Raw genomic sequence first — 24,698 nt, 5'->3', positions numbered from 1 at the left:
GCTGCGGCAACGCCATGCTGGCGGGGCCAGTACTCAGAGATTAGTGTGATGCGCGTGTTAAAAATCATTCTGCTGCCCGTGCTGTTGGGTGTTGCGGCGGGCCCGGCCGGTGCACAGGATGATGCGGCGTCGCTGCACAAGATGACGGTAACCGGTTCACGTCTGGACAACCTGCCGCTGACTTCACCGGTCACCGTGATCGGGCGTGACGCCCTGCGCGCGTCCGGCGCCTTAAGCGTGGGGCGCTATCTGCAGACGCTGCCGATGATGGCCGGCGCACCGCTTGGGACCACGGTGGGCGCGCGTGACAGCGGTGGCGGTTTTTCGCGCGGTATCGAAACGGTTGAGCTGCGCGGTCTGGGCGCCAAGCGGACCCTGGTGTTGGTCAACGGGCGGCGTTTTGTGGCCGGCGGCAATGGCACGGCCGGCGTGGTTGATCTGGCCATGCTTCCGCTGGCCATGGTCGAGCGCATCGAAATTCTGCGCCATGGCGCGTCGGTCGAGTACGGCGCCGATGCGGTGGCCGGTGTGGTCAACATCATCACCCATCAGGCTGATGAGGGCTTGCAGCTGCTGGCCGATGGGCGCAGCAGCGACCGTGGTGATGGCGAGGCTGCCACGCTCAGCGCGGTGTATGGCGCCCGCCTGGGTTCCACGGCACTGAGCTTGGGCGCCGAGTATTTCGACCAGCAACCGGTCAGCAAGGGTGACCGGGCCTTCTCACGCCAGCTGCTGACGGTGTCCGGGGAGGACAATGCGATTGTCCCCGACGGCAGCTCGGCACCGCCGTATGGCAATTTTCGTTTGCCCTCCAGTGGAGAGCGCCTGACCTTGATCGCCGGTCGCGATGGCGACGCCGCTGACGATTTCCGGCCCTGGATCAGCCAGGGTGAAGACAACGACCGCTTCAATTTCAATCCGTTTGAGGACTTGTTGCAGGAGGCCCGGCGCACCTCGTTGTTTGCCCAACTTGGCCATCCTGTGAGTGCGCAGACCAGCCTGTTCATGGAAGGTTTGTATCAGCAACGCGACAGCTTCACCCGTCTGGCGCCGTTGCCGTTTTTCACCAATCGCCTGGCCGGCGTGAGCGTCTCACAGGACAACCTCTACAACCCATTTGGCGAGACCATCAGCGATGCCCGGCGGCGTCTGGTCGAGGGCGGTGCGCGCGGATTTGCCCAGGACAACACAGCCTGGCGCATGGTTCTGGGCGCTGAAGGGCAGTGGCGTGCATGGCGTTGGGATATGGCGCTGAGCCAGGCGCGCAATCGCGTGCGCCAGCATCAATATGGTGATCTGCTGGCGGACCGCGTGGCGCAGGCGTTGGGTCCGTCATTTCGTGATGCGGCAGGCCAGGCCGTGTGTGGAACCGCGCAGGCACCGATTACCGATTGTGTACCGCTGAATCTGTTCGGCGGGCCTGGTTCGATTACACCCGCGATGCTGGCAGACACTGGGCTGAGCGTGTTGAGCGATCGTTTCGAGAACGAGCAGGCGGTGTTCAGCCTCAATCTGGGTGGTCTGCTTGGTGCGCTGCCGGCGGGGCCGGTGGCTGTGGCCGCAGGTTACGAGTATCGCGATGAGCGTGCCCACGACACCCCGGATGCGCAGACTCAGGCGGGCAACACCACCGGCGCGGCGCGCCAGCCGACACGCGGCCGTTTCGACAGTCATGAGCTGTACGTTGAAGCCGGTTTGCCCTTGCTGTCGGACAACCGTCTGCATCTTGATCTGGGTGCCCGTGCGATCCGCTTTTCCAATTTCGATCATGAATGGGTTTTCGACAGCGCCCTGCAATTCATGCCGCAGCCTGATGTGGTCTTGCGGCTGGCTTACAGCCAGGCATTTCGCGCGCCGACCGTGGGCGAGCTTTTCGGCGGGACGGCGCAGTCCAATCCTGCCGTGGATGACCCCTGTGCCGACTTCAGCCAGCTGGATCAGCGTGAAATCGATCTGTGCGTGGGGCAAGGCGTGCCGGCTGATGGCAGTTTTGATCAAAGTGGCAATGAAACCCCGCAGCTGGGTGGTGGCAACCCGGCGCTGGCCCCAGAGCAGGCCGATGTGATCAGCGCCGGCGTGAGCTGGTCGCCGCAGGCGTGGCCGGGGCTGCTCGTCAGTCTGGATATCTACGACATCCGCATCGATAACGGTATCGCCGCGCTCGGGGCCAATACGCTGCTCGACCAGTGTTTGGCCACCGGTGAGGCCAATTTCTGCCAGCGTATTGAGCGCGATGCGCACGGCAATATCGTTCAGGTGCGGGCTGAGCTGCAGAACATCGCCAGCGAACGGGCGCGTGGCATTGATCTGGACATGAGCTACAGCATGGCGCTGGCCGGTGGGCGGCTCAAGCCACGCTTGCTGCTCAGTCATGTGCTGATGCGTGAGCTCAAGGCCTTCCCCAACGCCGCGCCGTTTGTCGGCGAGGGCGCCTATGATGCGGACAGTTTTGGTGCCATCCCCCGCTGGAAGGGGCATTTGAGTCTGGCCTGGCAGGCCGAGCATCTTTCGTTGGGTTATGCCGCGCAGTGGATTGGCCGCCTGCGCGAGCAGGGCGGGGAAATTTTCCCCGGCACCAGTAACCGGGTGTCTGACCGCGTGTACCACGACCTGCATGCCGGCTGGGCCTTTGATGAGCACGCAAGCCTGAGTGTGGGGGTGGATAACCTGCTTGATCGTGATCCGCCATTTCTGGCCAATGGCGACGTGGCCAACACCGATGTCTCAACCTACCGTTTGCTCGGGCGCACCCTGCGCGTGCAACTGAGCTATCAGCTCTAGCGTGGCGAAGTTCAGGGCTTTGGCCTGCCTCTTGCATCCTCAACAAACCGTGCTTTAACGCCGCTTGCGGCGGATCGCGTCATCGCTGGCGGATGGTTGCGGTTGTTGGCCCAAGTGCGGGTGATCAAGGAGCGATCACAAAACGACGGCACCGAATGATGCGTTCGTGCGTGTTATCGGTTTGTGTTTGGGATTCCAAGAACAAGGTTTGACGTCGCGCGTGGCCGCAGCAGGCTGTCGTGGCTTGAACCGTAAAGGCTCGATTACCATGAGAAACTCCGTTTTCGCGGCAGGCGCCGTGGCTGTTTTGGCGTCTGCGCTGTTTTATTTTCAATCCGAAGATCCGCAGGCAAGTTGTCCGACGGGTTACAACCTGACCATCACAGCGGACTACGCACGCGAGTTTCAGCCAGGTCTGAGCAAAAGCCAGATCGCCGCGTTGAACGCGCAGTACGGTGAGCAGATCTGTCTGAATTCCAAACATCCCGAGCCGATGGCCGAAGTGCTTGCGGTCAGCGGTGTGCTGACCCAGGGGGTTGGTGCGGTGCCGCAGGGCGCGTATCGCGCAGCGCTGGCGCAAAAGGCCAAGCTGGCCGAAACCAAAGCCGATGTGGCTGGCAGTACCGGCACCTGGGCCGAGTACGGCCAGGGACCATTGCTGGATGACCCCGATCGCGGTGGCCTGGGGCTGGGCATCGTCACTTCGATGGGGCGTGTCGACAGCTTTGCCTACGATGAGCAGAACAAGCGTCTGTTCGCCCTGATCGGCACTGGCGGCGTGTGGATGAGCGAAGCCGACAGCGTGCGTGAACTGGGCGACATGTGGGTGCCGGTTGGTGACAATCTGCCCACGCTGGTCAATGGTGCGGTCGAATGGACCACCGCTGGCGGCGGACGTCTGATTGTGGTGTCCGGCGAACACCTGATGGGGGGCAACACCTATTCCGGACTGGGCGCATTCTGGAGCGATGACCTGGGTCAGACCTGGCATCAGGCCGAGGGTGTGCCGGATGGCGCGCTGGGCTTCGAGGTGGCGGTTGATCGCGCCCAGCCCGAGATCGTTTACGTGGCCACCTCCAAAGGTCTGTTCCGCTCCACCGATGCGGGCAGCAGCTTCGTCAATGTGAATCTGCCGACCTCGCCCGAGTGTGCGGGTGTGACCGATTTCGGACCCTGCCAGTTCGCCAACTTCGTGACCGATGTGGTGGTCAAGGAACCGGGCGGCAGCACTGACGAAGCGGGTGGCGAGGTGCTTGCGGCGGTGGGTTATCGCGCCGGCCGTGCAACCTTTCCCGATGGCACGGTGCATTCACCCGGCAATGGTTTGTACCGCTCCGCCAGCGGTGAGGTGGATACCTTCGCGCGCCTGGATGTGTCTGGTGACGGTCTGAGCAATTTCGGTTTTGCCACCGAAGAGCGTATTGGTCGCACCGAGCTGGGTATTGCCTACGGTCCGGGGCAGGATCACAACTATGTCTATGCCATTGTTGAGGACGCCGTGCTGTTCAATGGCGGTGTGCCGGTGCTGGATATTCCCGATGGTCTGGACCCCAAACCGGGGCTGCCGCTGTACCCGACCTCGCTCAATGGCTTGTACGTTTCGCCCGACTTCGGCGACACCTGGCTGCGCTTGGCGGATGACACTGAAATCGCGGCCAACCCGCTGTCGGGTTCGTCGTTTGTGGCCTTGGCGGCCATCAATGCGCCGGGTGTTCAGGCCTGGTACAACCTTTGGATTCAGCCCGACCCCACACGTCAGGATGCACAGGGCGTACCGACCCGGCTGAGCTTTGGTCTGGAAGAGGTGTGGCAGTCGCGCACCACCGATCTGATCGGCCAGAACGGCGTGGCCCAAATCGGCACCAACGATTACAACGTGATTGGCACCTACTACGCCGGGGATTCCTGCCAGGCGGTCAGCCTGGGCCTGCCGATTTGCCCCACCACCTATCCGCCGACCACCGAAACCACCACCCATCCGGACCAGCATGATGGCATCTACGTGCCGACGGAAGATGGCGGTGTGTGCCTGTTCGCCGGCAATGACGGCGGGGTTTACCGCCAGTGTGTTGGCGCCGGTGAGGAAATGAACAATGCTGGCTGGGGGGATGGCGCCAATCAGGGCTTTAACACCCTGCTGCCCTACGGTCTGGCGGTGGCACGCGACGGTCGTGTGTGGTTCGGCCTGCAGGACAACGGCTCCGGCTATGTTGATGGGCAGACCCGCGAACACATCCAGAACCTGGGTGGTGACGGCTTCTTCGCCTCGGTTGATCCGGACAACAGTGACTACGCCTGGGTGACCATACAAAACGGCGCCTTGAACGTGACCACCAATGGTGGTTTGAGTTATGCCTCGGCCAATCCGCCGATCAGTAGCCCGAGCTTCGCCAACTACTTTGTAATGGACCCCACCGATGCCCAGCACGTGATGACTGCCGGGCCGGAAGTGGTTGCCGTGACCGACGGGCCGGGCCTGAACTGGACTGAAGTGTTCAACTTGGGCAGCAATGCGCGCACCGGCAAAACCAACATCATGACCAACATCCATCTCTACGATGGGCAGGCTTATGTCGGTTTCTGCGGCCCGTGTGATCTGATCAACAACTGGGACACCGGTATCCAGAACGGTATTGCAACCAATGTGGGCGGCGATGCCGCGCCGGTGAAGGGTGGCAGCGACGGCTGGCACTTTGCTGCGGCTGAGGGTTTGCCCAATCGGTTCATCAGCTCGATCGAGATGGACGAAGCCGATCCCAACACCATCTATGTGGCCCTGGCCGGATACGCCAATCGCACGTGGATTCCGCCGGGTTCATACCTGGACCCCAACCAGGAACTGGGCGAAGGCAGCGTGTTCGTATCCTACGATGCGGGCGAAAGCTTCAGCGATATCACCGGCAATCTGCCCAACGTGCATGCACGCTGGATTCTCAAGCGTGGTCAGCAGTTGATCGTGGCCACCGACATTGGTGCCTTCATTTCCAGTGATCTTGAGGGCAGCAACTGGGCGCCGCTGGGCGAGGGGCTGCCGAATTCACCGATGACCATGATGCAGCTCAAACCGGGTGACCCGAACACCTTGTTCGTGTCGACCTTCGGGCGCGGCTTCTGGACCTATGACTTCCCTGAAGACGCCCTGCAGGAACCTGAGGTGCCACAGGAGCCCCAGGAGCCGGGTGTGGATGCGCCCACAAGCCGTGGCGGTAGCCTGGGTTGGCTGGTGCTGTTGCTGGCCTGCGTTGGCGCTACGTCGCGCCGTCGTCGCATGGCTTAGGCGGCGTTCGATACGGTGCGCGTCGAGAGCGGCGCGCACCGTCAAGCTCAGTTGTAGAAACAGACCTCAGTTAAGTCATCCCGGCGGTAGCAACGTGGCGCTGAGGGTGGCGGCTGGTAGCTTGGTTTCCAGCGCAACAAATCCTGAAACTTGGCCTCGGCGGCCTGTTTACGTCGCTGCTCCTGTTCAAACACGCGTTGTGCCTCGGCCTGTTTTTGTGCGGCGATTTTCTGGTCGCGAAAAAACCGATGAATCATGACCGCAGGCGCTTGTGCACACACCGCCTGGGAGGCGTGATTCGGCGCATATCTCACGATCTCGAACAGAAAACGCTGATCATTGGCGCCGCTGGCGCCCAGTCGACGCGACTCGCCGTTCAGCCAGGTGGTAAAAGCGGAACACTGCTCGTGCGGCACCGCGTAGTGGGCGTTCTGCGGGTTGCTGTAGTGGGCCATGACGGTGCGCACATAATCAGACCATTGATTAAGTGATGCGTTTTTGCGCGGCAGATTGGCGCGATAAAACACAAAGGGATCAGGTGCGGCTTCAAAGAGAGCAAGGTCCTGCACCTGGACCCAACGGCTCAGCGCAGCCGGCATGGGCGGGCAGGGCTCATCCTTGATACGGGCCTGCTCATACTGCATGGCCCAGATCAGGCCGTCATCGGGAATGCGGCTCATCTGGCTGTTGTTGGTGCCGGCATACACAAGACCATAGGCAATCTGGCAGCCATTCAGATCTGCGGTCCGCTCGCGCGCACTGCGCGGCTTTGCTGTCGCTGCCGTTGATGTTTGCGGCTTGGTGGGGGCTGCCGCCTGCTGGGTCTCTACGTCGCCGAGCAGCACGGTGGGTACTATGGCCTGGGCGCCGCAATGCACCTCGGATTTGTAGTAGAGCTTGAACAGTTCGTAATCATCGCCCGGTAGCGCTTGGAGCCGTTGCGATACAAAAGCACAGTCCTGAGTGCTGAGGTTGCGCTGGGCAAAGCCTGCACCCTCCAGGTTGTTTTGCGCAGGGTGATCGCCAAAACAGCGCCCCAGTCCTTTTGTTGCCATGGCGATGGCGGCATCGGGTGGCGGATCAGAGAAGTATTTGAAGAAGCGCTTGTGGTCGCGTTTCGACCATGACTTGCCCCATCCCTTGTGCATCATCGCTTTGGCCAGGCGACTGTTCTTCTTCAGCCCGCACTCGCCATTGGCGAGGCAGCGCTGCAGGGTTTCCATGGTGCCACTGTCTTCGTAGATGGCATCTGCACCATCATAGAACCAGGTCAGGATGGCGTGAGAGCGCGCCGCGTCGGAGTGAATGTAGTACGTGCCTTCGCGTAAAAAAGGTGTGGAGCGACGATCATTGAAGCCCCAGTCCTCGTAACGAATCGGGCAACTGGGGGACTCCTTAAAACCATTTTTCAGTGTCTGCTCTGTTGCCTTTACATAAAAAGCGTTGGCCGCGGTGCTTAAGGTCGCGAGCAGCAGGGCAGGTAGCAAACGATAAATATTCGAAAACACGTCTTGATCCTAAGTCCAACACCAAGAATGGAACTCAACAGCACCCAGGACTACCCCCAATTCAGGTGGCCATAAGCGATAAGCGGCAGGCCTGGTCGCTGGAGTTTTGTCGTCAAAATTATAGGCATGCTTGGCCTGCTGCACGGTACGCCGCACACGATTCATCGCCCAAGCATTGATCCTCTAAAGGAGTTTCCGAGTCGGCCGTTACAATGAATTCTCCATCCTCATTCAGGCGGTAGCTCTCATGGCGATTGTTGAATTTACGCAGGAGGAGAAAGACGCGATCGTCAACCAGATCAAGCTGTATTTCTCTGAGGAACTGGACCAGGAAATAGGGCAGTTCCAGGCCGAATTCCTGCTCGACTTTTTCGCCGAAAAAATTGGCGGTGCGTTTTACAACGTGGGGCTAAGAGACGCCCGAGCCGTTTTAGAAGGCAAGCTGCAAGACATCGATGATGCACTGTACGAGATTGAAAAGCCGATCTAGAACTAGCTAAGTATTTGCCACGCCGAAGCACTGGACGCTTCAAAGTCTATGTCGCACGCTATGCGATTGTCCCATCGCCTATGGGTATCAGCGCGTGCTGACACTCGCTAGGGAGTCATAACAATGAAAATCGAAACCGCCGTGCGCCCACTGTCTACCCCTCGTTTTGGGCTGTTTGCTGCCCTCACCCTTATCACGCTGTCAGCCTGTAACGGCGGTCGTTCTGCGGATTCAACAGGCCCCGGTGGCCCCGCAACGCCTGACACTTTGGGTAAATATGACCTCTATAACCAGTGTTGGGTGATGCAGGCCGATGGCCGCTATGTGATTCGCGACGGCGAGGGTTTTGCCGCTGTCGGCGAAAACGCCGAGCAAGCCGAGCGCTTTTACATGCGCGCCGCCAACCTGGCCCGGTATTTGTTTTACACCCCCGATGAGATGCTGCTTACGGCGGCGGGCTCGTCTGTCAGCGCCGTGCCCCAGTCAGCCCCGGAAGACGGTTCGGACTGGACTTTCAGCGAAGCTGGCAATGTGCTGAATGCCGGCACCCTCGGCGGCATGCTGGAAGTGGCCGATGGCGGAGAGCTGATTCTGGGGAGTACTCCGGCAGCCTTGCAATTTGAGCGTGCCACCGGCTGCGCGGACTATCCGGAGATGCCGCTGGCCGTGAGCGGACAAACCTTCAAGGGTGACGTCAATGCACCGGCTTTGGGCTTTGCCGAAGTGCACACCCATATGGCCATGGGCAGTGAGATGTCCGATGGCAGCGGCAATGTCGGTCCGTCTGCTGGTGGCGTGATGTACGGGCAGGCGGTAAACCGTTTTGGCGTGACCGAGGCGCTGAAGAATTGCCAGGCCTATCACGGCCCCAATGGCATCACCGATCCGGAAGCGCTGATTCTGGACATGACCCCGGGACAAACGCACGACACCCAGGGTTGGCCCAGCTTCGTGGACTGGCCGTTTCACGATTCCATGCTGCACCAACAGATGTACTGGCGCTGGGTGGAACGCGCCTGGATGGCCGGACTCCGATTGATGACCATCCATGGCACCAATATTGAAGCCCTGTGCCAAGTTGCACAGATCACCGGTCCGACGCGTGGCCAGAGTCCGATCGGCCTGGAATGCCGCGACATGGAAGTCGGGGTGTCTCAGGTGGAATATCTTTACGAGATTCAGAACTACATCGACGCCCAGTTCGGTGGTCCCGGCAAAGGCTTTTACCGCATCGTTGGTAGCCCCGCTGAAGCACGGCAGGTGATTGCCGACGGCAAGTTGGCCGTGGTGCCCGGCCTGGAGTTTTCCAACATCTTCGGCTGCAACGTGACCTTCCTGCCTGACGGGAGCGAGCTGCCCCAGTGCGATCGTGCTCAGATTGATGCAGAGATTGATCGCATCTGGGACCTTGGCGTGCGTCAGGTCTTCCCCTATCACGATGTGGACAGCGCTCTGGGCGGTGCCGGTTTGTTCGGCACCAGCAACGTGCTGGAGTTCTTCAACTTCATCGGCACCGGGCGCTTTTTCGAAACCTACGATTGCCCGGATGGTGGCGAAGGCGAGACCTATTTCCACAACGCCGGCTACAACTCTCTGGCCGCTCCGTTGATGCTCGGCGGTGATCCGATCACTGCGGCCATTCTGGATCTGACCAATGGCCTGACCCCCACGCTGACGTCGACCGGTCGGCAGTGTAACCAGCGCTCAGTTACGGACCTGGGTATCTACGCCATCGACAAGATGATGAAGAAAGGCTTTGTCATCGACATCGACCACGCTGAGTTGCGCAGCAAGCAGATCATGCTGGACCACGCCAGCACAACCTCGCCGGCGTACCCGATGGTGTCTGGTCATGACGCTCAGGGCGGCCTGACCAACGCCCAGGTGCGACAAATGATTCAGCAAGGCGGAATTATTTATCCCATCAACAAGAACGGCAAAGGCCATGTCGACTTTCTGGCCCGTCTGAACGAGCAGTGGGAGTTGTCCGGCACCGATCGGCCGTTCTCCGCCGGCTATGGCGCGGATGCCAATGGCCTGCGCACACTGCCGGGCCCGCGCGGTATGGCCCGGATCATGGAAACTGGCCCGGTGAGCTATCCCTTCCAGATGTTCCAGGGCGAGGGTTGGGGGCCGCAGTTTGATGGCGTCGCCCCGATCACGGTGGAGTTGCTCAGCGTTCCAGGAGCCGACGGGCGCATTTGGGATGTGAACGAATCGGGCATGTATCACTACGGCATGATTGCCGACATCGTCGAGGAAATTCGCCTGGAAGGCGGGCAGGCCGCGCTGGACACTCTCTATAACTCGGCAGAAACCTACCTGCAGATGTGGGAGCAAACCCTGGCAGCCTCAGCCGATGCCCGCACGCGACCTGTACCCGAGAGCGTCCCTGAATAGGTGAGAAACCGCTGCAATAACACCGCCGTGGTGGCTCCAGGCGCCACGCGGCGTGTGTATGTCTACGCGGGCCTGATCTCAACCACCCTGCTGATGCCAGCGGCCGCGCAGGCCCACGGGATTGGCGCGCTTTACAACCTGCCGGTGCCATTGTGGTTGTACGGCTGGTCGGCGGCGGCCACGCTGGTGCTGTCCTTCATGATGGCTGGACTGGTCTTGGGAGGGCCGCGTGAGCCTGCCCAAGCCCGCTTCCTGGATATTAGTGCCGGCCGTTTTGCGTGGGCCTTACGCCAACTTGTGCCAGCGCTGCGACTGCTCGGTGTGCTCGTTCTTTTGCTGTGTATCGCGGCCGGCTTTGTGGGCAGTCGGGACCCGGCCAGAAACTTCGGCCTGACCTTTTTTTGGGTGACCTTCGCCCTGCTGTTTCCCTATCTCACCTTGCTGAGCGGCAATTTCTTTGCCGCCCTCAATCCCTGGCGCACCCTGGCCGATGGCCTGGAGCGCGTATGGAAAGGCTGGACTCGGGGGCGCATGGCCTACCCGGCAGGCCTGGGCCATTGGCCCGCCCTGGCGATGTACCTGGGCTTTGTCTGGTTTGAGTTGTTCGGCAATGGGCACCCCGTTTCGTTGGCCGTTTTCCTCACCGGATACTCCTTGCTGAATCTATTGGGCGTTTGGCTGGTAGGGGCGTCCGCCTGGTTTCAATATTGCGAATTCTTCTCTGTCCTGTTCCGTCTGATTGCATTGCTCGGTCCCATCGACTATCAACGCGGGGATGCCCTTACCCCCCGTCGCTTGCGTCTGCGCTGGCCTTGCTCCGGCTTGATCACAGAGCGACCCAAGCATCTGAGCACGCTGGTGTTTGCTTTGGCCATGCTGGCCACCACGGCTTTTGATGGGCTCAAAGCCACCCAGTGGTGGGTCAGTGTGTTCTGGTCAGACCCAACAGGGTTGCTGACCTTGTGGCAGGGCGCTTCGCCCTTCCAGGCATCAGCCACCCTGCTGCCCTGGTACAAACTGTGGGAGTCGTTGTGGCTTTTGATGGCGCCTTTTGTGTATCTGGGCGCCTATCTGCTGGCACTGAGCCTGGCCCGCTGGTTCACCGGTACGCCGCGCCCCATTCGGGAGCTGGCTCTGGATTTCGGTTATTCCCTGTTGCCGATCGCCCTTGCGTATCACATAACCCACTACACCACGCTGGTGTTGGCGCATGGGCTCAAGATCGTCAGTTTGATCTCGGACCCCTTCGGCCGAAAATGGGATCTGTTCGGCACAGCCCATTGGTTGCGTGCTCCGATCCTGCCAGATGTGAGCTGGATTTGGCACGGGCAGGTGATGCTGATCCTGCTGGGCCACATCTTGAGCGTGTTCATCGCACACCGCGTCGCCCTGCAGCTGTTTCCCACACGCAGAGACGCTATGCTCAGCCAGGTTCCCATGTTGATCCTGATGATTGGTCTGACGGTCTCGGGCCTGTGGATCCTGGCACAACCGCTGACAGAGCTGCGCTGGCTATGAAGTCTCACAAGCTAGTGAACTGCCTGGGTATATTGGCGATAGCTGAGTAGGTGCCTAAAGCGGAATTGGCTGGGAATTGCTCGCCAGTTCCGCTTTAGGCACAAATCAGCCATTTGATCGCTTTTTGGGTGCGCAATGGGATTTCGTGACTACCGCTTAAACATGGGCGCTGGATTCAATGGGTGGCGGATAAACCAACGCAGAGCCTTGCGCACCAGGCCTTGGTGAAAACCTGCGTTGGGAAGTGCCGCCTTAACGGCTTTGATCTGGCCTGATGACAAGCCGCACTTGAACAGCCCCAAAGAGAAATCGACCAGATCAGCCCGGCGGAACACCTCCACCAGAGGATATCGCACATCCTCGGCCGAACTCAGCTTATGGTGTTCGGTGATCATCAGACAGATTTCTTCCTGCCATGGCTCCAGGCCGCTATCGACCAGATACCGAGCAGCCTCTGCTGCAGACGGATCAATGTAGTCAATCGTGCTTGCGGTCCAGATGCCGATGTCATGGAACACGCCTGCGATGGCCAGCTTTTGTCGGTCCTCATCGTTGCAGTCATGAAGAAGCAGGCAGTAGTTGAGCATGCGGTAAACATGATTGCGGTACCCGGCGAAGTCCGGACCGATCACCTTCTTGCAGTCAGCGAATAGCGCCTCAAGTTCTGGTACTTCGGTTACAACGTTCATTAGGGTCGGTTTACTTAAATTGGGCGGCAAACAGGGATCGTACAACGTTCAATCGCCATAACTACGCATGCCTCGAATCGGATAGCTGTTCTTGGGATCGCGAATCCACTTCAGGCCAGAGACCAGCGTTTTGATATCCGGCCGCACAAATGGATTGTTCGAGATATCAACGACCTGAAGAAGACCGTCTTCATTCACGACGAAGAGGCCCGGCTCGGCGAACGGATGATCGGTTTCCTGCGCAGACCGCGGGTCGGAAATGTACAAACCCAGGCTTTGCATGTGCTCAATGTCCAGCCCGCAGAGCAAAGGAAAATCCACATCCAGCTTCTCCAGATGAGAACGCAGCTGTGCTTCGCTGTCTGCAGAAACCGCAACGAGGTCGATACCGGTTTCCCGCAGCTTTTCCCTATGCTCCTCCAGCTTGTTGAGGTACTTGGTGCACATTGGGCAGTGCCTTCCCCGGTAGACCACCACCATTCGCCAGTCGGCCCCGTTGGTGGGTTTGCCGATTTCGATCCGCTGGCCTTCAAGATTGAGCGCCGTAATGTTCGGGAACTTGGCACCGGCTTCAATTTTTGCGTTCATCATTCCTCTCCTCACGTCAGGTTTGTGATTTGCCGCGTTGCTGGCAGAGCGCTCCTAACGCTCATCCGGGTGCTGCCAAGCGTATTTCTGGAAGGCCGCATCAGGCTCGGTGTGCGCGAGCGCGTTGGTGAAGTTGGAAATGAGTTTGGAGGCGAGTCCAGTCAGCACTTCCAAGGCCTGTCGCTTGGTGAACCCAGCATCCAGAAATTCCTGCAGCTTCTCGTCGCCAATATGGCCGCGCTGATCCAGCAGCGCCTTGGCGAAATCATGCAGCGCCTGCAGTTTGGGATCGGGAATCGCGGTGCCTTCGCGCAAGGCTTCAATCACCGCTTCCGGCATCTTGCCTGCATGCATCATCCAGGTATGGCCTGGAACACAGTAATGGCAGTTGTTCTCGAAATTGGCGGTCATAAAGACCACCTGCTGCTCCAGTGGCGACAGCGTGGTGTTTTTCATGAACAAGCCAAAAGCCGTGTTGTAGGTCTTATAAGTCGCCGGGGCTTCAGCCAGGAGGCGGTGCAGGTTGGGGACCATGCCCATGGTCTTTTGCGACTGATCCAGCAGAGCTCTGGACTCTTGCGGTGCGGTTTTGGCGGTGTGATAGGTAAACATCTATTTCTCCTCCACAATGATCGCCACAACGTCGGTGCTTCCCGCATTCGTCACCTGATGCGACCATGCGCGGTGCCACATCACATGGCCGTCGGGCACATTGGCTTCAATAAGCTCGCCATTCGCCTCTTGAATTCGGAGTTTTCCGCCGCGCTCGAAGTACACCGATTCGTCCCGGTGACTGTGCATAAGATCCGATTCGCCTGGCTTGAGGGTCATTTTCAGAACCAGCACCTGTTCATTCTCGAGCAGCACCTGGTACTGCTCCGGCGAGGACAAGTGCGCGGCCGGATAATCGGCCGCCTGCGCGAGATTCGTGGCCAGCACGATCATTGAGAATGCGCAGAGACGGATGCCATGGATAAGGGGTGATTTCATTGTGATCTCCTGGATGTGGTTGAATCTTTCTGTTCCCGGCTCAGAAATGTTCAGCGAGGTGCGCCGAGAACCGCCCAAATTCCTTTTCGGGTTCCGCGTTTTTCATGACGTCATAAGCAGCGAATGTAGGCAGCGGCTCCATCGCAAAAAAACGAAAGTTCATGTGCATCGGGAAAAACAGGTCATCCACGCCCTTGCCCTGAAACAGATACTCGCTGGGGTCATTGAACGACTCTTCCGGCGCATTGAAGGTGAGCGAGAGCATGTACTTCTTGCCGTTCAGTGTGCCGCCTGCGCCATAGTTCTTTTTCGGTGCATCTTCGTGACGACCATCACCATTAGTGAGCTGGCCTCCCATGCCGGCCGTGTAGACCTCGTCCATGTACTTCTTGAAGGTCCACGGCACGCCCATCCAGTTGACCGGCGTTTGCAGCAACACGATGTCCGCCCACTGATGATTCTCGAGTTCCTGCTCAACGTCGTATCCGTCGTCAACCTTCACCACGCGGGTCTCATGACCTTTCGACTTCAGGGTTTCGTCCGCCATCTCAACGAGGCTGCCATTCAGGCGTCCTTCGGCAAACGGATAAGCGTGGTGTGCATTGATGATCAGAATCTTGCTCATGATGGTGGTCCTCGTATCGCGGGGCTGGAAAAGTGGCAGGCCAAGTCATTTGACGGCTTGCTGACGGGTGGCGACAATACGAATACAAGTTACTTAAAACAACCAGTTACATTTTAGTAACCTATTAGTTGCGGAATCACTCAACCCTCGAGATCCCCGATGAAAGCAAGTGTTGAAACAGACAAACAGGGCAGACGGCATGCACTGCAGGCCTGTATGGAACCCTGTGCCATCGAGCGCGGCATGCGCGTACTGGGTGGCAAATGGACGGGGTCCATCATCTATCACCTCAAGGATGGCCCCGTGCGCTTCAATGACCTGTCGCGCATGATTGGCGGTGCGAGCAAGAAGATGATTACCGAGCGTTTGCGGCAGTTGGAGGCTCAGGGCCTCATCAGCAGAACAGTGCTGGATACCTCACCGGTGTCGGTCCACTATGAAATCACCGATTTTGGCCGCACGGCCCTCGGGGTACTCGATCAGCTCAAGGAATGGACTGAGGGGCTACCCGAGGGATTTCTGAACGTGGATACCGCGTAGCGTTCCGCTGTAGTTCCGACCGTCAACTTTGGGCCAGGGAGCGAACCAAGATGGTTGAGGGGGTAAATGACTGCTTTGTAGTTGGACGCTGACCAAGATTTTGGGCTTAGACGAGATGTTGCCGAATCGTCTCGTTGAATTTGGACAGCGCCCCCTCAAATCGGCCAAACCGTAATGATTCATTGGCGCCGCTGCGCATGCCGCTTTGCATGCTTTCCGCCAGATCAAAATCCTCATTCAGCGTTTTGATGGTGAGCTCGTGGTTGGCATCCCAATAGTCAGACGGCTTATCTGTTTCTTTGGGCTTCAAGGTCATCAGTCGCAGCTCCGTTTTTTCCGGGCCGACGGGTTCCACACGAATCCAGATGACATGATCGGACTGCACTAGAAACATGCTGGTCGGGAAGACGGTGTATAGCACGTTGCTGTGATCTCGGATGTTCCAGCTGCTGCGCTCTTGCTCGGCCAGTTCCACGATGGATGCTCGTGGCAGGATAGAGCGGATATGCGGGCCAAGACACTGATAGCTCGAGAGATTGTCGTTGAACAGCTTGGCGATTGTGTTCCGATGCGCGATGCGAAAATGGTAAGCCTCAAGGCCACCTTCGGGTAGCAGCTTCCAATTGCATTGGCGGTGCTGCTCATCGGTTTGGTGGTGACTGAGGTTTGCACCGTCCAGCCATGCCAGCTCTGCATCCAGCTCACCGAGAAATGTAGACAGATCAATCTCGTGATCTTGAGGCATCAGCCAGATAAAGCCGTGGCGTTCTATGCTGGGAAGTTGTTTCAGCCCTAACTCGGTGGGATCTGTGCCCGGGAAGCCGGCTTCAAAATGCGGAGCCGCGACAAATTGGCCGCGGCTATTCCAGGTCCACGCGTGATAGGGGCAGGAGTGGCGTTTTTTGCAGCCGCTGCGATCATCCACTAGGCGGGTGCCGCGATGCCGGCAGACATTCAAGAACACCCTCGCTTCGCCGTCATCGCCCCGCAGGATCAGCAGCGGTAAACCCTGAGTAGTTCGCCGCAAGAAGCTATTAGGTTCGGCAATTTCACTGGCATGGGCCAGAATGCTCGGCAGGGTCCGAAACAGGTGTTGCTGTTCGCGTTCGAAGCGCTCTGCATCCAGATATTCGTTGACAGGGTTTTGGGTGACTTGCTCATCCAGGAAAAGCTGATTGCCTTGCTTCAGGCCCAGGACTTCTTCGAGCAATAGGACTTGTGTTTCGTGTTTCATGATGCAGCCTTACCAATTGGTAAGCGCATCATGGCTTACCAAATGGTAAGTCGTCAAGTTATACTGTGTTCATGACGCCCGCTGAACCGCTAGCAGACACCCGCGCCCGAATTCTTGACGAGGCGCTCAAGCTCTTTGCTGAAAAGGGTTTTGCGGGGCTAAGTATGGATCGCCTCGCAAGGGAGTTGGGTGTCACAAAGCAGGCGGTGCTGCACCATTTCGGCAGCAAACAAAAGCTCTACGCCGCCGTGCTGGAATCCATTTCCGAGCGCCTTTTGACGGATATCGTCGAGAACCAGCAACTTGACAGCGAGGCGACCGACAGCGCGTTCGTGCGCAGCGTGTTGAAGATCTACGAGCACACCATGGCGTTTCGTGATGAAACCTGTTTGTTAATGCGCGAGTTGTTGGATAACCCGGAGCGTGCCAGTCAGGCGGGCACCTGGTATTTGCGCCCATTCCTGGATCGTCTGCATAGCCAGCTGCGGCAATCAGCGGCTTGGGCCGCTGCAGATGAATCGCGAATTGCGACTCATGTGTATCAGGTTCTCGGCGCCATTCACTACTTCACGGTTTCGCTGACGACGCTGCGAAATATGTATTCGCCAGCTGTTGTCGACGACATGATCAAGCAGTACCCGGAGCAGTTGAGGCAACTGGCGGGCCTGGAGTCGAAAGGCGGTTAAGCGCAACCTTCCTGATGTTCCTGAGTGCTCGCAGTTTGTTCTGCTTCAGGCACGTCTCACATGTTCCGGTTGCACGCTGAGTGACCACTCTCTGTCAGGTCGCCGCCATTCCCGGCGCGAACGTCAGCTTACGCCCGGATGGAACATTGCTGGCTGGAAGCTGGGAATGTCAGCAACTGGACGCATCCAGTCGAAGTCGCACGGATGCGTGCCTTGCGTCTAAATCTTAAAACGCCGAAAAATCCCATTGCGCCTTCCGAACGCTGGACCAGAGTGAAGAAAAACGGATAAGCAACCCCACCCCTGTTTTTCAGCACAAACCCCAGAGCAGGTATACTCGTTAGCCTCACTCGAGCAAGGCTGACACCCCGCGATGCGCAATAGCTAAACCTCCTAGCGTACGCCCCATGCGTGCGCGACGATCCGCAGGTTTGTCCTGCGGCAAATTTCGTCCTGGATGTTTGCTATGCCTCAGCCTTGTTCCGTCGCGATTCGCGATCTCTCTTTTTGTCATGACTCTTCTACCGCCCCGCTTTTTGAGGGCCTGAATGTCATTTTTCCTCCAGGCTTCACCGGTGTGGTGGGAGCCAACGGGGCTGGAAAGACAACACTGTTGCAGTTGGTCTGTGGGCAGCTTTGGCCTGAGACTGGCCACATCGAAAATTTAGAGCATGCGGTTTATTGTGCGCAGCGCACTGATTCGCCGCCTCGTATGCTCGCCGATTTCCTTCAGGACTATGACGCGCACGCCTGCATACTGCGTGGGCAATTGGGCATTGAACATGATTATCTGGAGCGTTGGTCGCTGCTCAGTCATGGTCAACGCAAACGCACACAGATTGCCCATGCTTTGTGGCAAAGACCGCAGATTCTGGCCATTGATGAGCCCACAAACCACATCGATGCACATGCGCGTGAGGTCTTGCTTGAAGCGTTGCGGGGTTTTATCGGTATTGGTTTGATTGTCAGTCACGACCGGGCCTGGATCGACGCGCTGTGTGGCCAATGCCTTTGGCTTGAACATGGTCGCGCTGAAGTCCGCCCCGGTGGCTACACCACCGGGCTTGAGTTGCGATTGCAGGCTCAGGCATCTGCGTGTCGCGAACGGGACAAACTTGTCGATCAAGGCAATAGGCTGCAGCGGGAGCTTGCCGCACGTCGTGAAACGGCTTCTCGGGCCAACAAAAAGCGGTCCAAGCGGGGGCTGAGCAGTAAGGATCATGATGCAAAATCGCGTATCAATCTGGCGCGCCTGACTGGCAAAGACGGCCAGGCCGGTCGCCTGCTGGGGCAGTTGTCAGCGCGTTCTGAGCGCTCGGCTGAACAGGCGAAAAAGGTTCAAGTCGATAAAGTGCGAACCATCGATTTCTGGTTGCCAGAGTCACGCTCCAAACGCCGCCTTTTGCTGGATGTACCGCCCGGCCGCGTCGAACTTGGTGACGGCCGGGCATTGGTCCACCCTCAGCTTGTGATTCGGCCCTCGGAGCGCATCGCCTTGAGCGGCGCGAACGGTCTTGGAAAGAGCAGCTTGCTGCGACATCTTGCGCCCCTCTTTAATGTCGAGCCCGACTGTCTTACGCAGATGCCTCAGGACATCGACATCGATAACAGTCTCAAGTTGATTGAGCACGTTCGGGGGCTGCCAGCAGAGCAGCTTGGGCATGTTATGAATGTTGTCGCGGGTCTTGGTTCTGAACCTTCACGCTTGCTACGCAGTGCGCTTCCCAGCCCGGGTGAAATCCGCAAATTGATGCTTGCGGTCGGGATTTCGAACAAGCCGCATCTTATTGTCCTTGATGAGCCCACCAACCATCTGGATCTGCCATCTATAGAAGCCATGCAAAATGCGCTGGCGGATTGTCCTTGTGCTTTGCTGCTGGTCAGCCACGATCAGGCATTTCTGAGTGGCTTGGCCACAAGCCAATGGGAGATTCGCACTGACTCTGGCAACCTTGAACTCATCGCAACCAGGCTGCAGTCTGATGTTCAAAAACCGTGAATGGGGCAGCATCCTGAATTTAAGAGGCTTAATTCTTGAAAGTACTGACTAAAGCGTCACTGTTCATGTTTGCGGCGTTGTGTACTCAACTGGCGCAAGCGGAAGGTCGCAGAATCACTCGCTCCGAGAACATTGGCAAGGTGCAAGGAATTCTGATCACGAAGGGCCAAGCACAGATCGCGGAGATCGAAGTATTTTATCAAACCGCGGCTAGAAACCTCGCAGAGCTATACGGGTTTGAGGCCGAGTATCCATTGACTGTTGGGCTGGGAGACAGTGGCCTGCGCACCTGTCAGCAATACTCGATGGACAAGAGCTACAACGCCGAAGAATTCCTGGAATTCCACAAGCAGTATGGCGGTTTACCTGTTGAACTGCAGGGCGTTCAGCGGCATTACGGCGTGGCCGGCCGTGCCGGCTGCACCTTCACTGGCTTTAACGTGTTGGATGTTAACTAGGCCACGCTCGCGGGCACCAGTTGGAGGCCAGAAAAACGGTTCCGATGCTTCAGGCGCGTTCGCGGTGAACGCAGCGGCTCCGCGTGCTGACCTTCAAAGCAACAACTGATCGTCTATCGCAACGAATCGGCTGGCGGCATTGATCAGTGATTGGGCGGTGAAGTGGGGCACGCCATAGACTTCAACGGTCTTGTTTTTGTCCTGCCGCAGCTTATTGGCCAGCAGGTCAAAGTCGCCATCGCCTGAGACCAACACAACCACATCGGCGTCGGCCGAGAGTTCCATCGCGTCCAGGGTGATGCCAACATCCCAGTCGCCTTTGGAGGAGCCGTCGGCACGCTGTATGTAGGGCTTGAGTTTCACGTCGAAGCCGATGGCTCTGAGGATGTTCTGGAACTGGCGTTGCTTTTGATCGCCCCGATCAATTGCGTAGGCGATGGCCGTGGTTAACTGCCGGTTGGCGGTGACCTGCGCCCAGAACTTGTTGTAATCGAAGTTGCGTTGGTAGGCGGCTCGGGTGGTGTAGTAGACGTTTTGTACGTCCACGAACAGGGCGAGCTTATCCATGCGGGCATTCCGGTTTCTGGGCAGCGTGCTCAAAGTTCACGGATGCGAAATTTGCGGCCCTTGATCTTGGCCTGCCTGAGCGCACTGGCGGTCGCCCGGGCCCGTCGCTGGCTAACTGCAACATAGGCCCGTGTGGCGAACACGTCGATCTTGCCGACGTCCTGGCCATCCAGGCCGCCGGCGCCGGTCAAGGCCCCGAGAATGTCGCCGGGGCGTAGCTTGTCCTTGCGGCCGGCATCGATGATGAGTGTTTTCATCTTTGGCTGGGGGGCAGGGCGCCCGGGCTGAGCCGCCGGCAGCTCAGCCCATGCCAGAGGTTTGCCGAGCGCTTTCTCGACAGCGGGCATGCGCGCTTGCTCGCGCCCGGATACCAGGGTGCAGGCCAGGCCGGTTTCGCCCGCGCGTCCGGTCCGCCCGATACGGTGCACATGCACAGCGGGATCGTGCGGCAGCTCGTAGGCGATCACCATCGGCAAGCCTTCGAAGTGCAGGCCCCGCGAAGCCACATCGGTGGCCACCAGCACCTGACAGCTGCCATTGGCGAATTGCACCACGGTTTCGTCGCGGTCACGCTGGTCGAGATCGCCGTGCAGGGCCAGTGCGCTGTAACCGCGTTGTTGCAGCTGGGCGGCGACGTCGCGGGTGTCGATCTTGGTGTTGCAGAAGACCAGGCAGCTGTGCGGTTTGTGCGTGGTCAGCAGTGCGCTCAGGGCCGGCAGCTTGTCGGCCTTTTCGGCTTTGTAAAAATGCTGCGTGATGGCTGTTGTGCTGGGCGGCTCGGCGATTGCGATGTCCGTCGGCGTGCGTTGAAAAGCGCTGCTGATGGCGCGGATGTCATCCGTGTAGGTGGCGGAAAACAGCCAGGTCTTTCGTCGGCTCGGGGTGCCCTCAAGAATGCTTTTGATGGGTTCAATAAAGCCCATGTCCAGCATCCGGTCGGCCTCGTCGAGGATCACCGTGCTGAGCCCATCCAGCGGCAGTGCGCCGCGTTTGATGAGGTCCTGAATTCGCCCGGGTGTTCCCACCACGATGTGTGGTTCATGGCTCAACGATGCCAATTGCACGCGCACGGACACGCCGCCGCACAGGCTCAGGATTTTGATGTTGGGGACAAAGCGTGCGAGCGCGCGCAGCTCTTTGGACACCTGCTCGGCAAGTTCGCGGGTGGGGCACAGGATCAGCCCTTGCAGCTGGGTGTTGTCGCTTTGCAGCGTGGCCAGCAGGGCGAGGCCGAACGCTGCAGTCTTGCCGCTGCCGGTTTTGGCCTGAACCAGCACGTCATGCCCTTGCAGCATAGGCGGCACGGTTTGGGCCTGAACCGGCGTGGCCGTTTCGTAGCCCAGTTGGTCCAGCGCCTGATGCAGGGCGGCGGGCAGTGCTATGTCGGCAAATCTGCTCATGCGCTGCGGGCTCGTTTCGGCGCGTCTGCCATCCCCGTTCAGGCCTGGGAACTCAGGTATTCCTCGTAACTGCCCGAGAAATCGACATAACCATCGCTTTTCAGTTCGATGATGCGGGTGGCGATGCTGGACACGAACTCGCGGTCATGGCTGACGAACACCAGCGTGCCCTCGTAGTTCTCCAGCGCCATGTTCAGGGATTCGATCGACTCCATGTCCATGTGATTGGTCGGTTCGTCCAACACCAGAATGTTGGGACGTTGCAGCATCATCTTGCCGAACAGCATGCGGCCTTGTTCGCCACCCGACAGCACCTTGACGGACTTGTCGACCTGATCGCCCGAGAACAGCAGGCGACCCAGCGTGGCGCGCACGATCTGCTCGTCATCGTCCTCATGGCGCCAGCGGCTCATCCAGTCAAAAAGGCTCATGTCCACCTCGAACTCGTGGGCATGATCCTGGGCGTAGTAGGCGATATTGGCGTTTTCCGACCATTGGAACTCGCCACGGCTGGGCTCGTAACCCACATCGTTCATCAGCACGCGCAGCAGGGTCGATTTGCCGATGCCGTTTTCACCGATCACCGCAATGCGTTCGCCAACCTCCACGATTAGCGACATGTCGTGCAGCACTTGCTGGTCATCGAACGATTTGCTCAGGTTCTCCAGCACCAGGGCGTTGCGGAACAGCTTCTTCTCCTGCTCGAAGCGGATATACGGATTGCTGCGGCTGGAGACCTTGACCTCGGCCAGCTCGATCTTGTCGATCTGCTTGGCCCGCGAGGTGGCCTGCTTGGCCTTTGAAGCGTTGGCCGAGAAACGCGCCACGAACGCTTGCAGTTCACTGATCTGCGCCTTCTTCTTGGCGTTTTCCGCCATCAGCTGTGCCCGCGCCTGGGTTGAAGCCAGCATGTACTGGTCGTAGTTGCCGGGGTAGACGCGCAGCTCGCCATAGTCGAGGTCGGCCATGTGCGTGCACACGCTGTTCAGGAAATGGCGATCATGGGAAATGATGATCATGGTCGAATCGCGCTGATTAAGCGTGTCTTCAAGCCATTGAATGGCGTGGATGTCGAGGTTGTTGGTCGGCTCATCCAGCAACAGCACATCGGGTTCGGCAAACAGGGCCTGCGCCAGCAAGACGCGCAGCTTCCAGCCCGGTGCAACCGCGCTCATCAGGCCGAAATGCTGCGAGACCGGAATGCCCACGCCCAGCAACAGCTCGCCCGCGCGGCTTTCGGCCGTGTAGCCATCCAGCTCGGCAAACTCGGATTCCAGATTGCCGACCCGCATGCCGTCTTCTTCGCTCATTTCAGGCAGCGCATAAATCCGTTCGCGCTCCTGCTTGATCGTCCACAGCTCATGGTGCCCCATGATCACCGTGTCGATCACGCTGAATTCTTCAAAGGCAAACTGGTCCTGGCGCAGTTTGCCCAGGCGTACATCGGGCTCAAGGCTGACATTGCCGGTGCTGGGTTCCAGGTCTCCACCGAGGATTTTCATCAGGGTGGATTTACCGCAGCCATTGGCGCCGATCAGGCCGTAGCGGTTACCGCCGCCGAATTTCTGCGAGATGTTTTCGAACAGCGGCTTGGAGCCAAATTGCTGGGTAATGTTGTTTGCAGCGAGCACGATGAAACTCAGGGGAAGGACGTTTGGGGGCGCGATGGTCGCACGCTGGGCGCGCCAGGGCGAACTTTTGCCCGCACAGACGCGTTGCCAATGTGCATCGAGGCGCTGAGGCGTCTGCGTGGGTTTGGGTGCACGTGCCTGGCAGAGCCGCTTCAGCCTTGCCCCAAGCAGGCATGCCTCTTGCTTTAACAGCAGCATGATGAATGCGTGCACATGGCTGGTGCGACAGCAGCTTCGCCGGCGATCCGGTGCGGGCGGTGTGGCTGCATCCCTGTGTGGCCGCGGCGTCTGACGCGGGTTTGGCCATGGCTTCGCGCGTGCGTCTGGGGTTCATGCCGCTGGTCGATGCCCTGCCGCTGGTTGCGGCAAGTTATCTGGGGCTTTATGCCGAATACGACTTGCAGGTTGACCTGATCGCCATGCGCTCCTGGGCGCAGGTGCGTGATGCATTGCTGCTGGGGCAGATTGATGCGGCGCATTGTCTGCCCGGGATCCCGCTGGCGTCTCAGGCCGGCATTTTTGGCGACAGCGACAGCCTGGCCTGCGCGCTCACGCTGAACCACTACGGCAACGCCATCACCCTGGCGCGTTCGCTGCATGCCGAACTGTCAGCCACGGGCAACTTCGATGCAGCCCTGCTGCGCCGGGCCCTGGCTCGCCGCGACACCGAGCGCCCGATGACGTTCGCCTCGGTGTTTCCGGTGTCGAAGCATGAATTCGAGCTGCGTCATTGGCTGCGTCAGGCCGGCTTGACCCCGGGATATGACGTCAATCTGCTGGTGATTCCGCCGCCCATGGTGGTGCGTGCGCTCAAGGAACGGCAGATCGATGGCTTCTGTGTGGGGGAACCATGGAACACGCTGGCCGTGCGTGAGGGCGTGGGCACCGTGGTCTCGACCAGCCGGACACTGGATTTGCCGGGCACCGAAAAGGTGCTGGCGGCGTCGGCCTCATGGCTGCACAGCGCCGAGCATCTGGCCCTGGTGGCAAGTCTGCGTGACACCTGTGCATGGCTGGATGCGCCGGAGCATCGGCAGCTGGCCTGCGACTGGCTGGCGGAGGCTTTGCAGGTCGAACGTTCGTGTCTGGAGCCGAGCCTGCTCGGCGTGCCCGAGGCGCTGGGGCAGGTGCAGCCGTTTGTGCGTTTCGGCGGGATCAATCGCCCGGATGTTGGTCATGCGCGTTGGTTGCTCGGGCAGATCCAACAGCATTCCAGTCTGGCCGGACAACTGGATGCCGAGGCGATCAGCGCGCGCACTTTCCGTGCCGACGTGTATGACCTGGCGGCGCCACTGAGCAGCTGAGAAGGCATCTTGC

General features: G+C 59.1%; 20 protein-coding genes. 10 read left to right on the top strand and 10 right to left on the bottom strand.

The genetic code is table 11. The annotated features are described in order from the left end of the window. Window positions 1-48: 48 nt before the first annotated feature. The gene (locus ATO7_RS09415; RefSeq protein WP_158523137.1) at window positions 49-2,781 is read left to right on the top strand and encodes a TonB-dependent receptor domain-containing protein; all 2,733 of its coding nucleotides are present in this window, start codon (window positions 49-51) and stop codon (window positions 2,779-2,781) included. 268 nt (window positions 2,782-3,049) lie between these two features. Next, window positions 3,050-6,058 carry a beta propeller repeat protein gene (locus ATO7_RS09410; protein ID WP_146680261.1) on the top strand — a complete coding sequence of 1,003 codons (3,009 nt, stop codon included), beginning with the start codon at window positions 3,050-3,052 and terminating at the stop codon, window positions 6,056-6,058. Between the two features lie 47 nt (window positions 6,059-6,105). On the opposite strand, the gene ATO7_RS09405 is transcribed toward ATO7_RS09410, so the two are convergent. After that, window positions 6,106-7,566 carry a hypothetical protein gene (locus tag ATO7_RS09405; RefSeq protein ID WP_083561446.1) on the bottom strand — a complete coding sequence of 487 codons (1,461 nt, stop codon included), beginning with the start codon at window positions 7,564-7,566 and terminating at the stop codon, window positions 6,106-6,108. A gap of 247 nt (window positions 7,567-7,813) precedes the next feature. On the opposite strand from ATO7_RS09405, the gene ATO7_RS09400 reads away from it, so the two are divergent. The 3 genes from ATO7_RS09400 to ATO7_RS09390 all read left to right on the top strand — a co-directional run bounded on the left by ATO7_RS09400 (window position 7,814) and on the right by ATO7_RS09390 (window position 11,974). Then, window positions 7,814-8,056, top strand: a complete 243-nt coding sequence (locus ATO7_RS09400; protein ID WP_083561444.1) for a DUF2164 domain-containing protein — start codon at window positions 7,814-7,816, stop codon at window positions 8,054-8,056. A gap of 123 nt (window positions 8,057-8,179) precedes the next feature. Next, on the top strand, window positions 8,180-10,456 hold the full coding sequence (locus tag ATO7_RS09395) for a peptidase M19 (protein ID WP_146680260.1): 2,277 nt from the start codon (window positions 8,180-8,182) through the stop codon (window positions 10,454-10,456). A gap of 30 nt (window positions 10,457-10,486) precedes the next feature. After that, window positions 10,487-11,974 carry a hypothetical protein gene (locus ATO7_RS09390; protein WP_206044864.1) on the top strand — a complete coding sequence of 496 codons (1,488 nt, stop codon included), beginning with the start codon at window positions 10,487-10,489 and terminating at the stop codon, window positions 11,972-11,974. 149 nt (window positions 11,975-12,123) lie between these two features. On the opposite strand, the gene ATO7_RS09385 is transcribed toward ATO7_RS09390, so the two are convergent. Genes ATO7_RS09385 through ATO7_RS09365 form a run of 5 tightly spaced genes read right to left on the bottom strand, consistent with a single transcriptional unit; the run spans window position 12,124 to window position 14,866 of the window. Continuing rightward, window positions 12,124-12,663, bottom strand: a complete 540-nt coding sequence (locus tag ATO7_RS09385; protein ID WP_083561440.1) for an HD domain-containing protein — start codon at window positions 12,661-12,663, stop codon at window positions 12,124-12,126. Window positions 12,664-12,711: 48 nt separating this feature from the next. After that, complete coding sequence (locus tag ATO7_RS09380; protein ID WP_083561809.1) at window positions 12,712-13,251, bottom strand: peroxiredoxin-like family protein; 540 nt, start codon at window positions 13,249-13,251, stop codon at window positions 12,712-12,714. Window positions 13,252-13,305: 54 nt separating this feature from the next. Beyond that, on the bottom strand, window positions 13,306-13,863 hold the full coding sequence (locus ATO7_RS09375) for a carboxymuconolactone decarboxylase family protein (RefSeq protein WP_083561438.1): 558 nt from the start codon (window positions 13,861-13,863) through the stop codon (window positions 13,306-13,308). Continuing rightward, complete coding sequence (locus ATO7_RS09370) at window positions 13,864-14,241, bottom strand: cupin domain-containing protein (protein WP_083561435.1); 378 nt, start codon at window positions 14,239-14,241, stop codon at window positions 13,864-13,866. It abuts the gene before it with no gap. A gap of 40 nt (window positions 14,242-14,281) precedes the next feature. Further along, the gene (locus ATO7_RS09365) at window positions 14,282-14,866 is read right to left on the bottom strand and encodes an NAD(P)H-dependent oxidoreductase (RefSeq protein WP_083561434.1); all 585 of its coding nucleotides are present in this window, start codon (window positions 14,864-14,866) and stop codon (window positions 14,282-14,284) included. A gap of 216 nt (window positions 14,867-15,082) precedes the next feature. On the opposite strand from ATO7_RS09365, the gene ATO7_RS09360 reads away from it, so the two are divergent. Then, window positions 15,083-15,406 carry a winged helix-turn-helix transcriptional regulator gene (locus ATO7_RS09360; RefSeq protein ID WP_240499454.1) on the top strand — a complete coding sequence of 108 codons (324 nt, stop codon included), beginning with the start codon at window positions 15,083-15,085 and terminating at the stop codon, window positions 15,404-15,406. A gap of 106 nt (window positions 15,407-15,512) precedes the next feature. Here the strand turns inward: ATO7_RS09360 and ATO7_RS09355 are convergent, their stop codons facing one another. Next, a complete protein-coding gene (locus ATO7_RS09355; protein ID WP_083561431.1) occupies window positions 15,513-16,640 on the bottom strand; it encodes an aromatic ring-hydroxylating oxygenase subunit alpha in 1,128 nt (375 codons plus the stop codon). A gap of 71 nt (window positions 16,641-16,711) precedes the next feature. On the opposite strand from ATO7_RS09355, the gene ATO7_RS09350 reads away from it, so the two are divergent. From ATO7_RS09350 to ATO7_RS09340, 3 genes are all read left to right on the top strand, one after another. Then, the gene (locus ATO7_RS09350) at window positions 16,712-17,326 is read left to right on the top strand and encodes a TetR/AcrR family transcriptional regulator (protein ID WP_083561430.1); all 615 of its coding nucleotides are present in this window, start codon (window positions 16,712-16,714) and stop codon (window positions 17,324-17,326) included. 466 nt (window positions 17,327-17,792) lie between these two features. Beyond that, entirely contained in the window at window positions 17,793-19,325 is a 1,533-nt protein-coding gene (locus tag ATO7_RS09345) for an ATP-binding cassette domain-containing protein (RefSeq protein ID WP_206044863.1), read from the top strand. Between the two features lie 35 nt (window positions 19,326-19,360). Continuing rightward, window positions 19,361-19,783: a hypothetical protein gene (locus ATO7_RS09340; RefSeq protein WP_146680258.1), complete on the top strand. Its 423-nt coding sequence runs from the start codon at window positions 19,361-19,363 to the stop codon at window positions 19,781-19,783. A 93-nt stretch (window positions 19,784-19,876) separates the two neighbouring features. Here the strand turns inward: ATO7_RS09340 and ATO7_RS09335 are convergent, their stop codons facing one another. From ATO7_RS09335 to ATO7_RS09325, 3 genes are read right to left on the bottom strand one after another with little or no spacing between them, the layout of a single operon-like run. Then, window positions 19,877-20,350 carry an NYN domain-containing protein gene (locus ATO7_RS09335; protein WP_083561425.1) on the bottom strand — a complete coding sequence of 158 codons (474 nt, stop codon included), beginning with the start codon at window positions 20,348-20,350 and terminating at the stop codon, window positions 19,877-19,879. Between the two features lie 29 nt (window positions 20,351-20,379). Then, a complete protein-coding gene (dbpA, locus tag ATO7_RS09330; protein WP_083561422.1) occupies window positions 20,380-21,750 on the bottom strand; it encodes an ATP-dependent RNA helicase DbpA in 1,371 nt (456 codons plus the stop codon). Between the two features lie 38 nt (window positions 21,751-21,788). Continuing rightward, the gene (locus ATO7_RS09325; protein ID WP_083561808.1) at window positions 21,789-23,381 is read right to left on the bottom strand and encodes an ABC-F family ATPase; all 1,593 of its coding nucleotides are present in this window, start codon (window positions 23,379-23,381) and stop codon (window positions 21,789-21,791) included. Window positions 23,382-23,584: 203 nt separating this feature from the next. On the opposite strand from ATO7_RS09325, the gene ATO7_RS09320 reads away from it, so the two are divergent. Then, complete coding sequence (locus ATO7_RS09320) at window positions 23,585-24,685, top strand: CmpA/NrtA family ABC transporter substrate-binding protein (RefSeq protein ID WP_083561421.1); 1,101 nt, start codon at window positions 23,585-23,587, stop codon at window positions 24,683-24,685. Window positions 24,686-24,698 lie beyond the last annotated feature (13 nt).

The sequence above is a fragment of the Oceanococcus atlanticus genome (genome assembly GCF_002088235.1).
Taxonomy (GTDB): domain Bacteria; phylum Pseudomonadota; class Gammaproteobacteria; order Nevskiales; family Oceanococcaceae; genus Oceanococcus; species Oceanococcus atlanticus.
This window is presented reverse-complemented; position numbering and strand designations above follow the sequence as displayed.